This window comes from [Pseudopropionibacterium] massiliense, from assembly GCF_900607225.1.
GTDB lineage: Bacteria > Actinomycetota > Actinomycetes > Propionibacteriales > Propionibacteriaceae > Arachnia > Arachnia massiliensis.
Window position 1 is genome coordinate 2,451,654 of record NZ_LR027842.1, and the last position, 13,803, is coordinate 2,465,456.

13 protein-coding genes are annotated in these 13,803 nt (G+C 67.7%); 3 read left to right on the forward strand and 10 right to left on the reverse strand.

All coding sequences use genetic code 11. From position 1 onward, the window contains the following. Positions 1 to 62 precede the first annotated feature (62 nt). Positions 63 to 428, reverse strand: a complete 366-nt coding sequence (gene trxA, locus E0E39_RS10925; protein WP_130874760.1) for a thioredoxin — start codon at positions 426 to 428, stop codon at positions 63 to 65. A gap of 80 nt (positions 429 to 508) precedes the next feature. Further along, positions 509 to 1,198: an iron-dependent transcriptional repressor DtxR gene (locus E0E39_RS10930; RefSeq protein ID WP_130874761.1), complete on the reverse strand. Its 690-nt coding sequence runs from the start codon at positions 1,196 to 1,198 to the stop codon at positions 509 to 511. A 109-nt stretch (positions 1,199 to 1,307) separates the two neighbouring features. Here E0E39_RS10930 and E0E39_RS10935 point away from each other — a divergent pair, with 109 nt between their 5' ends. Further along, positions 1,308 to 1,925 (forward strand): GNAT family N-acetyltransferase, encoded by a 618-nt coding sequence (locus E0E39_RS10935; RefSeq protein WP_245988290.1) that lies wholly within the window; start codon positions 1,308 to 1,310, stop codon positions 1,923 to 1,925. A gap of 173 nt (positions 1,926 to 2,098) precedes the next feature. Here the strand turns inward: E0E39_RS10935 and nagA are convergent, their stop codons facing one another. Then, a complete protein-coding gene (gene nagA / locus E0E39_RS10940) occupies positions 2,099 to 3,217 on the reverse strand; it encodes an N-acetylglucosamine-6-phosphate deacetylase (protein WP_245988292.1) in 1,119 nt (372 codons plus the stop codon). A gap of 80 nt (positions 3,218 to 3,297) precedes the next feature. On the opposite strand from nagA, the gene serC reads away from it, so the two are divergent. Continuing rightward, positions 3,298 to 4,392 carry a phosphoserine transaminase gene (gene serC / locus E0E39_RS10945; protein WP_130874764.1) on the forward strand — a complete coding sequence of 365 codons (1,095 nt, stop codon included), beginning with the start codon at positions 3,298 to 3,300 and terminating at the stop codon, positions 4,390 to 4,392. Between the two features lie 14 nt (positions 4,393 to 4,406). On the opposite strand, the gene E0E39_RS10950 is transcribed toward serC, so the two are convergent. Next, the gene (locus E0E39_RS10950; RefSeq protein ID WP_130874765.1) at positions 4,407 to 5,387 is read right to left on the reverse strand and encodes an NHL repeat-containing protein; all 981 of its coding nucleotides are present in this window, start codon (positions 5,385 to 5,387) and stop codon (positions 4,407 to 4,409) included. A 44-nt stretch (positions 5,388 to 5,431) separates the two neighbouring features. Between E0E39_RS10950 and E0E39_RS10955 the strand changes: the two genes are divergently transcribed. Continuing rightward, complete coding sequence (locus E0E39_RS10955) at positions 5,432 to 6,043, forward strand: hypothetical protein (protein WP_130874766.1); 612 nt, start codon at positions 5,432 to 5,434, stop codon at positions 6,041 to 6,043. Positions 6,044 to 6,071: 28 nt separating this feature from the next. Here the strand turns inward: E0E39_RS10955 and E0E39_RS10960 are convergent, their stop codons facing one another. The 6 genes from E0E39_RS10960 to nagB form a co-directional block, all read right to left on the reverse strand. Then, positions 6,072 to 9,470: a pyruvate carboxylase gene (locus E0E39_RS10960; protein ID WP_130874767.1), complete on the reverse strand. Its 3,399-nt coding sequence runs from the start codon at positions 9,468 to 9,470 to the stop codon at positions 6,072 to 6,074. Between the two features lie 33 nt (positions 9,471 to 9,503). Then, complete coding sequence (locus tag E0E39_RS10965) at positions 9,504 to 9,986, reverse strand: aromatic ring-opening dioxygenase LigA (protein ID WP_130874768.1); 483 nt, start codon at positions 9,984 to 9,986, stop codon at positions 9,504 to 9,506. Between the two features lie 165 nt (positions 9,987 to 10,151). Then, positions 10,152 to 11,690 (reverse strand): NCS2 family permease, encoded by a 1,539-nt coding sequence (locus tag E0E39_RS10970; protein WP_245988294.1) that lies wholly within the window; start codon positions 11,688 to 11,690, stop codon positions 10,152 to 10,154. 62 nt (positions 11,691 to 11,752) lie between these two features. Beyond that, positions 11,753 to 12,520 (reverse strand): DUF3027 domain-containing protein, encoded by a 768-nt coding sequence (locus E0E39_RS10975; protein ID WP_130874769.1) that lies wholly within the window; start codon positions 12,518 to 12,520, stop codon positions 11,753 to 11,755. Positions 12,521 to 12,522: 2 nt separating this feature from the next. Beyond that, a complete protein-coding gene (locus tag E0E39_RS10980; protein ID WP_130874770.1) occupies positions 12,523 to 12,906 on the reverse strand; it encodes a cold-shock protein in 384 nt (127 codons plus the stop codon). Positions 12,907 to 12,999: 93 nt separating this feature from the next. Further along, complete coding sequence (nagB, locus tag E0E39_RS10985; RefSeq protein WP_130874771.1) at positions 13,000 to 13,767, reverse strand: glucosamine-6-phosphate deaminase; 768 nt, start codon at positions 13,765 to 13,767, stop codon at positions 13,000 to 13,002. Positions 13,768 to 13,803: the final 36 nt, after the last annotated feature.

A 13,803-nucleotide genomic window follows, 5' to 3' on the forward strand; every position in this document is an offset into this window, starting at 1 on the left:
CCATGCCCCGTAAATTCGCGAGGGAAACCGCGCCTATTGAGGATAGGCTGCACTCATCTCCGTCAGTTGGCGGAGCTCCTCTGCGCTTCCTCCTTCACTTTCTCCGGGTCGAGTTCCTTGACCTGGGTCACGAGATCATCGAGCTGGGTTCCGTTCAACAGGCCGCTCTGCCGGAACACCAGGACACCGGCACGAAATGCCATGATGGTGGGGATGGACTGGATGTCGAGGGCGAATGCCAGATCCTGTTCGGCCTCGGTGTCCACCTTGCCGAAGACGACTCCGTCGTGACGCCCGGAGGCCTCCTCGAAGATCGGGGCAAAACGACGGCACGGGCCGCACCACGAGGCCCAGAAGTCGACGAGTACGACATCGTTCCCCTCGATGGTGGGACGAAAGTTTTCCTTGGTCAGAGTCGTGGTTGTCATGTTGCCTCATTTCGGGTTTCGTTGTTCGTTTCAACCAACGGCCACTTCGCCCGGTTTATTCCCCCACGGGTCACTGCGAATCAGCGGGCGGCGACGAAGAGCAGCTCCGCGACCGCCTCGTCCACCGTGACCGCCTCGTCACCGACGCAGAACCTGAGGTCGATCCCCACACGACGCACCACGAACTCCACTCCCGGCCGGAGCCCCAGGGCAGCGAGCGCCGAGAGAACCTCCGCGTCGGCCTGCAGGTTCTCGCTCATCCGTTCCATGGTGACGGTCACCTCACCGCGGTTCGGAACCACCTCCGACAGCGGCACGACTCCTTCCCGGAAGGGCACGTGATCGTGGTCCACCCCGAGGTCCCTGAGCCCGGGGATGGGGTTGCCGTAGGGGGAGCGGGTCGGCGAGTCGAGGATCCCGAGCAGCCGGCGCTCGACATCATCCGAGATGACGTGTTCCCAGCGGCACGCCTCGTCGTGCACCTTCTCCCATTCGAGACCGATCACATCGGTGAGCAGACGCTCCGCGAGCCGGTGTTTGCGCATCACGTCGCGCGCCAGCCGGGCACCCTTCGGGGTGAGTTTGATCGTGCGGTCCGCCTTGACGGAGAGCAGGCCGTCACGCTCCATCCGCGCCACGGTCTGGGAGACGGTGGGCCCGGACTGGTGAAGGCGCTCGGCGATCCGGGCCCGCAGCGGTGGCACCCCTTCCTCCAAGAGTTCATACACGGTACGCAGATACATCTCTGTGGTGTCGATCAGCTCGCTCATGCCTCACACGCCTCCTTGACAGCAATGGTAATGATGTTTGGCGACACCGGGACGCGTAATCGCTGTACATCGCGAAATTCCCAACACGTGGGCTGCGAGGATGTATTCCATGGCGCGCACCCCGGATGGAAGATCCCTCATCGGCAACCTCGTGAGACTCGACCCCACCCTGGCATCGGACCGAGCAGACCTGGTCGAGGCGCTCGACGATCCGCGGGTTTTCGCACACGGGTACGCGGGGGGCGCCACGGACCGGGTGGCAGCGATCGAGCGTCTGATCGCCGGCGCGGGCAGGGACCGGGTCATGTACACCATCCGCTTGACCGGCGACACCCGGCTCGGACCGGCGGGCGAGGTGGTCGGAACCACCTCCCTGGGTGATCTCGACACCGGGGCACAACGCGCCCACGCGGGCTGGACGGCGTACCGACCTGCCCTGTGGGGCAAGGGTCTGAATGCGGAGGCAAAGCTCCTGCTGCTGGGACACGCCTTCGAGGACTGCGGTTTCGAGCGGGTGAAACTCCAGACCGACTCCATCAACCGGCGTTCCCGGGACGCGATCTCCCGACTGGGGGCCGTGCAGGAGGGAGTGCTGCGGCATCACCAACCGCGCGCAGACGGCTCATGGCGCGACACCGTGGTCTTCTCGATCCTCTCGGCTGAGTGGCCGGCGGTGCGGGCCGGCCTGGAGTCAAGGGTACGGGCCACTCTCGTTGAAACCGGTTAGCCGGCACGTGAGCGAAGCGAACGGCTCGAACGGCTGAGTCGAAACCACTACTCGCACCCGGTGGCCAGAACCCGACCACAAAACCCCGGACACCCTCACCACGGTTTCGACACGCCCCACTCGCTGACGCTCGCAGGCCGGCTCAACCGGCTTCGGGGTGGCTTTGGCGCCTCTCAGCGGATGCGTTTCCCCCGCCGCCAGACCTGTTGCAACTCCCCCGCATCGTCCACGACGCAGATGTCGGCGCGGTTGCCGACCTCCAGGGTCCCGACCCCCTTCAACCCGTGCCAGCGCGCCGGGGTGGTGGCCGCGATCCGGGCGGCCTCGGGAATGCTCAGCCCCACCCGGCCGACGACGAAGCTGAACGCCCTGGCCATGGTCAGGGTGGAGCCCGCGATGGAGCCGGGGGCGCCGTCGGCGGTGACGAGCCGGGCGGTTCCGTCCCGGACCTCCACGTCGAGCTCCCCCAGCAGGTAGCGTCCGTCACCCTGCCCGGTGGCGCTCATGGCGTCGGTGACCAGGCAGATGCGATCGGTCCCGGCCGTCTCGATGGCCATCCGGGCGATCACGGGCCGGTGGTGGATACCGTCGCAGATCAGTTCGCACATCACGCGGTCGTCGGTGAGCAGCACGGGCACGGGACCGGGTTCGCGGTGGTGGATGGAACGCATCGCGGAGAACAGATGCGTGGCGATGCAGGCCCCCCAGTCGATGGACGCGGCCGTGACGTGTTCGTCGGCGTCGGAGTGCCCGAAGGCCACCTTGACGCCCGCCCGCGTGAAACGCCGGGTGGCGTCCTCTCCTCCGTCTCGTTCGACTGCCAGGGTGACCATGCGCAGCGCCGGTCCGCCCGCCGATATGAGCCGTTCGACGAGTTCCGGTTCGGGGTCGCGCAGCAGACCGGGATCGTGGGCGCCCCTCCGGGCCTCGGACAGGAAGGGACCCTCGAGGTGAATGCCGTCGAGTTCACCGGATTCGACGAGCCCGCGCAGCACCCGGCACTGGGCCTCCAGCTTCTCGATGGGCTCGGTGACGGTGGATGCGAACAGGGTGGTGGTTCCCTGGGAGCGGTGATACTCGATGGCGCGTAGGTTGGCGGCGGGATCCGGGTCGCCGAAGCTGACGCCGACCGCGCCGTGGCAGTGGGTGTCGACGAAACCCGGCACCGCCCAGGATTCACCGGTTCCCCCTCCTGGGGTGATGGCCGCCACCCGGCCGTCTGCGATCTCGATGACCGCGTTCTCGATCGTCCCCTCCGGCGTCACCGCCCGCCCGACCCGCAGCTTCGTCATACCCCCATCCAAGCACCAGTCCTCTTCCCATCCGTCGAACCACTCAGTCCGGTTTCGCAGGTACGTGGGACAATTCGGGGGTGATCGCCATCCCCGAAGACCTCCTCCCCGCAGACGGCCGTTTCGGTTCGGGCCCCGCCAAGGTGCGGCCCGAGGCCCTGGAATACCTCTCGCTGCGTGGCGACATCCTGGGCACCTCGCATCGCCAGGCCCCCGTGAAACAGCTCGTCGCGACGGTTCAGGATGGGCTGCGGGAGCTGTACCGGCTGCCGGAGGGATACCGGGTGGTGCTCGGCAACGGGGGCTCCACCGTGTTCTGGGATGTCGCGGTCTGTTCCCTGATCGAGCGGCGCTCCGCGCATGCCGTCTTCGGGGAGTTCACCCGTAAGTTCGCGCGCGCCGCCGCGGCGGCCCCGTTCCTCGCCGGCCCGGCCGTCACGGAGTGCGACCCGGGTGCCGTGGTCCTGCCCGTCCCGGAGGACGCGGACGTGGTGGCGTGGGCGCAGAACGAGACCTCCACGGGCGCCGCCGCCCCGGTGGAAAGGATCGGCGACGGCCTGGTACTGATCGATGCCACGTCGGCTGCGGGCGGGATGGCCGCCGACATCTCGCGAACGGATGTCTACTACTTCGCCCCGCAGAAGAACTTCTCCTCGGACGGGGGGGTGTGGGTGGCGTTCTGTTCCCCGGCCGCGCTGGAGCGCGCTGAGCGGATCGCCGCCTCGGGCCGTTGGATCCCGGAGTCGCTGAACCTGGGCGTCGCGGCCTCAAACTCGGCCAGGAACCAGACCCTCAACACCCCGGCCATCGCGACCCTGCTGCTGCTCGAGGACCAGATCAACTGGCTGCTGGGCCTGGGTGGGATCGACGCCGCCGAGGAACGTTGCCGACGGATGAGCGATCACCTGTACGGCTGGGCGGAGACCTCTTCGTACGCGACCCCGTTCGTCACCGATCCCGCGCACCGCTCCCCCGTCGTCGCAACCATCGACCTGACCCCCGAAGTGGATGCCGCCCGTGTGATAGCGGAGCTGCGCAGCAACGGGATCGTGGACATCGACCCCTACCGTGCGCTGAAACGCAACCAGCTGCGGATCGGAACCTACGCATCCGTCGACCAGGCCGACGTGGAGGCGCTGACCGCGTGCATCGACCACGTCGTGGAAAGACTGTGAGAAGGTGCGGTCCCCTACTTCTTGCGGAAGAAGACCACGGCCCCCAGCGCGAGGGCCAGCACCGCGGCAGCCGCGATGGCGAGGCGGGTGCCACCCCGCGCCGGCTGGGTGGTCTTCTCCTCAGGATCCGGCGCGGTTGTCTCCTGCGGGGTGGGTGAGGCGCTGTCCCCGGGGCTCTCGGAAGGGACCGGGGACGCGGTTTCGGAGGCCTCGCCCGACGGCGAGATCGTGACGGTACCGTCGGATGTGGGGACAGCTTCCTCCCGAAGCTGCGGTCCCGCCCCCACCAGCATCCTGTCCCCGCTGAACGTGGTGATCGACTCCCCGTCGGGGGCACCCTGATAGGTGAGGGTGGCGCGGGTTTCCCAGCTGGAGGCGTCGACGACCTGCACCCCGGATTGGGTTCTCAACGCCATGGTGACGCCGTCGGAGAGGAAAACCCCGTCGGTCACCCCCGCCGGGGCGTCGGAGGCGCGGCTCAGTTTGTTCACTCCCGAACGCGATGGTTCCAGTTCGGCGTAGTAGATGCCCGGGTTCTCGCCCGCCGTCACGACGTAGATGCGCCCCCTGCCCGAGACCAGCACCGACTTGGCGTCGTGCGCCCCGTCCGGGTAGCGGAAGTCGTAGGCGTTGTAGGACTGGTTGCCAACTTCGGACGGGAGCTTGTACACGGTGATCTTGTTGCGCTTGCCCCCGGAATCCCCGACGTCGCCGACGTAGAGAGAACCCGAGTACAGGGCCAGACCCTGCACGGACTCGGTGTCGGCGGAGAAACTGACGGAGCCCAGCCCCGCACCCTTGGCGTCGGTGACCATGATGCGCGTCCCGTCGGTCTCGGACACCGCGAACAACCGCGACGACTGCTGGTCGAAGGCCACTCCCGTCAGGGGGCCAGCTGCATCGGAAATGGTGACGTCGGCCAGGGCCGGGGTTCCCCCCCAGACCAGGCACGCCGTCGCCGCAGCGACTGCGGCGATGCGTCGAATGGATCTCATGGTGTCGGCCAGCATACTGGGCTTTGCCCTGTAGGCTGTGTTTCATGCGAGCGATGAGGCTCTTCGGCATTCGCATCGACGATGTCCGGGACATCTTCGGCGCCCCACCCGAGGTGGCGGAGGCGCTGACAAGGGTGTTCGCGCAACGTTACCCCGCTCCGGTCATGAAACGCCGCTGGGGGCTGTTCCGGCGCAATCCCGACCTGGAGGTGGATCCCTCGCGTCCCCTGATGCGGGACGCGAGCACCCTCCTGGAAGGCGGGTTCGTTCCCCAGGAACGGCTCGGACAGTGCTGGGAGGTGCTCCTGCTGTGGCTGGAACACCTGGCGGACCCCGCCACCCGGATCGAGTACCGGCGTCTCGACTCGGTGGAGTTCGACCTGGCACGCCGGGGCCTGCCCTCGACGCTGTCGGTGACCCGCCTGGGCAAACGACCGCTCGGCATCCCGCTGATGCCCCTGGCCGGGATGCAGGCGGGCTACGGTCATCGCACCCACGCCGCAGCCACTCGCGAGGCCCTCGGGGAGATAGATCCTGAAACCCTCGACGAGGCCACCCGGGAAGTCGTGACTCCTCTCCTGGAGTTCCTCCGGGATCTGTCCGACGAGAAGGATGTCGTCGTGGTGGATCAGGCGGTCCCGAAGGAAACGGCCTGATCCACCGGCCGGGAAGGAAACCCGGGCGTTACTCGATCACGACCACCAGGTCCCCGCCGTCGAGCTGTGTGGTGCCGATCAGCACCACCCGTTTGACCACGCCCGCGACGGGCGCATTGATGGCGGCCTCCATCTTCATGGCCTCGATGGTGGCGACCTGATCTCCGGCAGCGACCTCGTCGCCCTCAGCGACGGTCACGGTCACGGCCCCCGCGAACGGCGCGGCGACGTGCCCGCGGTTGCCCGGGTCGGCCTTCTCCGCGGAGGCCACCTCCGATTCGAGGGAGTTGTCGCGCACCCTGACCGGGCGCAGCTGGCCGTTCAGGAGGGTCATGACGTTGCGTCTGGCCCATTTGTCGGGGGCGCCGATGGCCTCCAGGCCGAGCAGCAGCGTGACGCCCTTCTCCAGCGCGACGGGGTATTCGTGGCCGGGTTCCATCCCGTACAGGTAGGGAATCGTCGGCAGCACGGAGACGTCGCCGAACTCGTCGCGTCTCTGCTCGAACTCGCGCGTCGGGCCGGGGAACAGCAACCGGTTGAGGGTTCGCTGCCGCTCGATTCCCGGGGTTTCCAGCAGGACGAGATCCTCGGGTGCCACCTCCGTGATGCGCGGCGGTTTGCGGCGACCCTCCAGGGCGCGGGTGCGGAACGGTTCCGGCCAGCCTCCCGCGGGTTCACCCAGCTCCCCGTTGAGGAAGCCGATCACCGAGTCCGGGATGTCGAAGCGGCGCGGTTCCGCGGCGAACTCCGCCGGATCGGCGCCGACCGCCACCAGGTGCAGCGCCAGGTCACCCACCACCTTCGACGAGGGCGTGACCTTCGTGGGGCGTCCCAGGATCTTGTCGGCGGCGGCGTACATCGCCTCGATGGCCTCGAACTTGTCGCCCAGGCCGAGCGCGATGGCCTGCTGGCGCAGGTTGGACAGCTGCCCGCCCGGGATCTCGTGGCTGTAGACGCGCCCCGTCGGCGCCGGAAGCCCCGATTCGAAGGGTTTGTAGACCCTGCGGACCGCCTCCCAGTAGGGTTCCAGGTCCAGCACCGCCGCCGGGTCGATGTCCGGGGCACGGTCGGTGCCCTCGAGGGCCATCAGCAACGCCGACATGGGCGGCTGCGAGGTGGTCGACGACATCGCCGAGTTCGCGACGTCGACCGCGTCCACGCCTGCGTCGATGGCGGCCATCAGGGTGGCGAGTTGGCCTCCCGTGGTGTCGTGGGTGTGGAGGTGGACGGGCAGTTCGAACCGTTCCCGGAGTGCTGCGACGAGTTTCGCGGCGGCGGCGGGCCTGAGCAGCCCCGCCCTGTCCTTGATCGCCAGGATGTGCGCCCCAGCCTCGACGATTCGTTCGGCGAGTCGCAGGTAGTGATCGAGGGGGTAGGTCCTCTCGTCGGGGTCGAGGAGGTTCGCGGTGTAGCAGAGCGCCACCTCCGCCACGGATTCGGTGTCGTTGACCACCGCGTCGATCGCGGGGCGCATCTGTTCGACGTCGTTGAGGGCGTCGAAGATGCGGAAGATGTCCACCCCGACCTCGGCGGCCTCCGAGACGAAGGCCCGGGTCACCTGGGTCGGGTAGGGGGTGTAGCCGACGGTGTTGCGACCGCGCAGCAGCATCTGCAGGTTCTGGTTCGGCATGGCGGCCCGCAGCTTCGCGAGGCGCTCCCACGGGTCCTCGCCGAGGAACCGCAGCGCCACGTCGTAGGTGGCCCCTCCCCAGCACTCGACGGAGAACATCCCGGGCAGCAGCCGCGCCTGCCAGGGAGCCACCGCCACCAGGTCGCGGGTGCGCACCCGCGTGGCCAGCAGCGACTGGTGGGCGTCGCGGAAGGTGGTGTCGGTGACACCCACGGCCCGCTGCTCACGCAGGGCCCTGGCGAATCCGGCCGGGCCGAGGGCGAGAAGTCGCTGGCGGGAACCGTCGGGGATCCGACCCGCGGGCAGTGTCCCGGGCAGCTTCGCCGAGGGGTCCAGGGACGTGGGGGCGGGCCCGTTGGGCTGGTTCACGGTGACGTCGGCGAGGAAACGGGCCAGCTTGGTTCCGCGGTCCGCCGGGATGCGTCCCGTCAGCAGGTGGGGCCTCTCGTCGATGAACGAGGTGGTCACCGCGCCGCTTCCGAAGTCCGGGTCCTCCAGGACCGCACGCAGGAAGGTGATGTTGGTCGCGATGCCCCGGATCCTGAACTCCGCCAGCGCACGCCTGGCCCTGACCACGGCGTCGTGGAGGTTGCGGCCGCGGGCGGTGAGTTTGACCAGCAGCGAGTCGAAGTGGGGGCTGACCTCCACCCCGGTGCCGGTGGTGCCGCCGTCGAGCCGGATGCCCGCGCCGGATGCGGAACGGTAGGCCTGGATCACGCCGGTGTCGGGCCGGAACGAGTTCGCAGGGTCCTCGGTGGTGATGCGGCACTGCAGGGCGGCGCCGCGGATGTGCAGCTCGTCCTGGCGGATCCCGATCTCCTCCAGGGTCTCCCCGGATGCGATCCGAAGCTGCGCCTGCACCAGGTCGACATCGGTGATCTCCTCCGTGACGGTGTGCTCCACCTGGATGCGGGGGTTCATCTCGATGAACACGTGACTGCCGGCCCGCGGCCCCGAGGTCTCGACGAGGAACTCGACGGTCCCGGCGCAGGTGTAGTCGATGGCCTTGGTGAACTTCACTGCGTCGGCGGTCAGCGCTGCGCGCAGCTCGTCGCTGATGTGGGGGGCGGGGGCGATCTCCACCACCTTCTGGTGGCGGCGCTGGATGGAGCAGTCGCGTTCGAAGAGATGAACGACGTTGCCCTGGTGGTCGGCCAGCACCTGCACCTCGATGTGGCGGGGAGCCGCGACGGCCTGCTCCACGAACACCGTCGGGTCGCCGAACGCCCCTTCGGCCTCGCGCATCGCGGCCCCCAGTTCCTCGCCGAAACGGGCGGGGTCGTCGACGCGCCTCATGCCGCGGCCACCGCCGCCCGCGACGGCCTTGATGAACACCGGGAAACCGATCTCCTGGGCGCCGGCGATCAGCTCATCGGGGTCGGTGGACGGCGGCGTCGACCTGAGGGTCGGCACCCCCACCCTGCGGGCCTGTTCCAGGGCCCGCACCTTGTTGCCCGCCAGTTCCAGCACCTCGGCGGAAGGGCCGACGAAGGTGATCCCGTTGGCGGCGCAGGCCGCGGCGAGGTCGGGGTTCTCGGAGAGGAAGCCGTAGCCGGGATAGACCGCATCGGCCTCGGATTCCTTCGCCACGCGAATGATCTCGTCGATGTCCAGGTATGCCTTGACGGGATGGTCCCGCTCCCCGATCAGGTAGGACTCGGAGGCCTTGATCCGGTGGTCGGCGTTGCGGTCCTCGTAGGGGAAGACGGCAACGGTCCTGCACCCCAGTTCGAAGGCGGCACGGACGGCTCGAACGGCGATCTCGCCTCGGTTGGCGACAAGGACCTTCTGAAACATGCGCCAAGACTAGTGGCAAAACGGAACGGAGACTCAGCCCTCCTGGGGCTCGGTTTCCCGGGCATGGACCGCGGAGAGCCGGTACAGACCCCAACCGAGGAAGCTGAAGAGCAGACCCGCACCCATCACGAGGGCCGAGACCCCGAATGCCATGACGGAGGTGAACAGGGATGCACGCACGAAGTTTCCTGTCTCGACCATGGTGCGGGTCGCCTGGAGCTGCTCGGCCGTGGTGGTGTCACCGGCATCCCGGGCCTCCTGGACCTTGGCACCCAATTCGGCGTAGGTGAGACCGTTGCTGGCCGCACGGGTGTGCTGCTTGACCGCCTCGGCCTGGTAGAAGGCGGTGAGGGGGCCCGTCACCTTCGAGCCCGCGAAGGCCGGGGCGTCGTTTGCAACGGTGATGTTCTCGGATGCGAGCTGCGTGGACGTGATTCCCCAGGCGAAGGCCCCGGAGACAAGCATGAGAACGCCCGCTATGAAGGACGCGAGACCGGCGAACCTGGCTGATTTCATTGTCGTTCCTTTCCCACCCCGGGCTCCCACCCAACGGGTCGATGAAATTTAAACTAACTGATGTGGAAGGCTACGTGAGTCTTCCCGGAAAACCAACAGGTTTCACGAACGCCCCGCCCCACAAGACCAAAGGGACGACACACGACTTTCGCCCCCCGGCCATGCTCAGCCGATGAGGGCCAGCAGCGGGCCCTGCAGGAAGTACACGATGAAAAGCGCGGCGACGACGTACATGAGCGGATGCACCCGCTTCGCGTGTCCACGGATCACCTTGATGAAGACGTGGGCGAGGAAACCCACGCCGATGCCGACGGTGATGGAGTAGGAGAACGGCATGAGGATGATGGTGAGGAATGCGGGGATGCCCACCTCGGGATCGTTCCAGTCGACGTCGACCACCTGCTCGATCATCAGGAAACCGACGAACACCAGCACCGGTGAGGCCGCCTCGGATGGCACCATGTTGATGATCGGCGACAGGAAGACGGCCACCAGGAAGGCCAGCCCGGTGACGACGGAGGCCAGCCCCGTGCGGGCCCCTTCACCGACGCCCGCCGTCGATTCGACGTAGCAGGTGTTCGACGATACCGATCCGAGCCCGCCGGCCACAGCGCCCAAGGAGTCGACCAGGAGGATCTCGGTGACGTGGCCGGGCATGCCGTGCTCGTCCAGCAGTTTGCCCTCGGAACCAACGGCGACGACGGTGCCCATGGTGTCGAAGAAGTCGGCGAGCAAAAGCGAGAACACCAGCACCATCAGGCCCAGGAAGGTGGGGAAACTGAAGTGGCCGTCGACGTAGAAGGCCCCGATCATGTCGACCCGGAACAGCAGCCCGAGGTCGGGCAGGGAGAAGTTCGTCAGGGCTGGCACGTTCAGTGCCCAGCCGCTGGGGTTGTCCGCACCGACATGGGCACCGACGTGCCCCACGGCCTCGATGATGATCGCCATCAGCGTCGCGGCGACGATGGAGATCAGCATCGCGCCCTTGACCTTCAGCACGTGCAGGGCGATGAGCAGACCCAGCCCGATCACGAACACGAGAATGGGCCAGCCGGTCAGCGACCCGGAGATGCCGAGCTCGACGGGCGGGGAACCGGCAGGTTTGCGCACCACCCCCGCGTTGATGAGCCCGACGAAGGCGATGAACAGCCCGATGCCGACGGAGATCGCGGTCCGCAGGGTCTTCGGCACGGCCTTGAACACGGCCGTGCGGAACCCGGTGAGCACGAGGACCGTGATGAGAATCCCCTCCCACACCACGAGTCCCATGGCCTGCGGCCAGGTCATCTTCGGCGCAAGCGTGTAGGCGACGAGGGCGTTGAGACCCAGCCCCGTGGCGAGCCCCATCGGGAAACGGCCGACCAGCCCCATGAGGACGGTCATGATCCCGGCGATGAACGCGGTGGCAGCAGCAACCATTCCGATCGATGCGCCGACCGCGGCGGCGTCCACCTGCGTCATGCCGGCGTCCAGGAATTTCGGTGCCCCGGAGATGAGATTGCCGTTGATGTCGGTGGCGGTGCCGATGATGAGCGGGTTCAGCGCGATGATGTAGGCCATCGCGAAGAACGTCACCAAACCGCCGCGAACCTCCTGACCGATGCTGGAACCGTGCCTCGAGATGCGGAAGTGGCGTTCAAGCCAGGATGCGTTCAGGGGAGCGCCCGAGCTCCCGGGGAGCTTGGCGGCTTTCGGGGATTTCATGACCACGTATCGGGATCATAGACCCGGAAACACGGCTGGGGACAGCACCCGCGCAAGGACGATCAGTCAAATAGCCGTTCGTCAATTCCAATGGTGTCGAACACCGGGGCGGGCAGCTCCCGGGCTCGTTCGGCGGCCACCACGTCGGAGTGTCCCCCACAACCGTGTTCAAGACTGACCACGCGCGCATCCGAGGGCGAGTACTCGTTCGCACAGGCACCGAACAGGGTGCCGAGCGATCCACGCAGCGGCACGAAATATCCGCAGGACGAACAGGTGGCGGGGGCGTGTCTGCTGGATTCATCGCCGTTGCCCGGAGCACCGGAGAGCCAGCGCTCCGCCGTGGTGTCGCGCCCGACGGCCGAGAGCACCCGTTCCCTTCCAATACCCAGCTCGGCGACGGTGGAGCGCAGCTGCGTCCACTCCGCTGGGTCGGCGTCGGCAGGCAGGTCCGTCGCGGCGAAACCGGGCTCGAGGCGCGGGTCGTTGTCCGGGGTCGCCATGAGCATTCCGGGCCCGATGTCCCCGGCCTGGATGCGCTGTTCCCAGGGGACCCAGGCCGGAGCCAGCAGCGCCTCGGCGCTGGGCAACAGCACCACTTCGTTGATGGTGGCGGTCCGGGCCCGGGAGGCGCGCACCAGCGTCACCGCCCAGTACCAGTCCGGGTAGCCCGCCAGCAGGCAGGCGAAGGAATGGGTCACGACCCGCTCCCCCTCGGCCACCACCCCGAGGTGCTCACCAACAGCGCCGTCTCCCCCGCACTCGATGGCCGCGGCGCGGGCCAGATCGATCGCGGAGGCGGCAACCGAATCAATTCTCAGTGTCGCCACTCTCACAGCTCCAGTTCATCGGCCACGCGCCGCAGCACCGCTGCGATCTTCGCACCGTGTTTGTCATCCGGGTAGCGGCCGTGCCGGTACCCGTTGCCCAGGGCGTCGAGCATCTTGATCAGGTCCTCGACGATCACGGCCATGTCCTGGGCCTTCTTCCGCGACGCCTTGGACAGCGATGGCGGAACCTCCACCAGGCGCACGGACAGGGCCTGCTCACCGCGGCGACCCTCGATCACCCCGAATTCCACCTTCTGCCCGGGCTTCAGCGACGTCACACCCTTGGGTAGCACCCCGACCCGGACGAAGACGTCACCGCCCCCGTCCTTCGTGATGAACCCGAATCCCTTGTCGGCATCGAAGAAGCGAACTCGTCCGGTGGGCATGGCAGGCTCTCCCTCGTGGTCGTGGCTGGCAGGCAAGTCTATCTCGCCCCGACGCCCAGGAAAACCCGGGAAAGACTGTGCTCATCGCCCTGGTCAGATCAGAATGTCGACGACGTGACGGAAGTAGTCGGCATGGCTCAACCCCGTGGCCGCGGCCTCGTCGACCACCACGAGGGCGCTCGGGTGGAACTGGAGGATCGAGGCCGGGCACACCGCCGCAACGGGCCCCTCGATCATGGCGGCGATCGCATCGGCCTTGTGCCGCCCCGTGGCCACCATGACGACGTGCCGGGCCTCCATGATGGTTCCCAGCCCCTGGGTCACACAGTGCGCGGGAACCGGTTCGCCCTCGTCGAAGAACCGGGCATTGTCGGCACGGGTTCGCTCGGTCAGGGTCTTGACACGGGTGCGGGAGGCGAAAGACGAGGTGGGCTCGTTGAAGCCGATATGGCCGTTGCTGCCGATGCCCAGCACCTGCACGTCCACGCCTCCCGCGGCCTTGATGGCCTGGTCGTACTCGAGGGCTGCTGCAGCCAGGTCGGGAGTGAAGCCGTTCGGCACGCGCACCCGGGCGGGATCCATCCTCAGCGGCTCAACCACCGTGCGCAGAATGGTCTGCCGGTAGCTGAGCGGGTGCTCCGGGGCAATGCCCACGTACTCGTCGAGGGCGAAACCGAGACCGTGCGAGAAATCAACCTCTCCCGCCGCAACCCTGCGGGCCAGCTCGTTGTAGAGGGTCAGCGGAGAGCTGCCCGTGGCGAGCCCCAGCACCGGGGTCGTGAGCCCCTCGACCCACTGGAGAACTCGATTCGCAGCGATCTGACCGACCTGCTGCTCGTCGGAACAGATGACCACTTCCATTGCCGGGCTCCTTCACCACACGGTCGAAAACCGCTC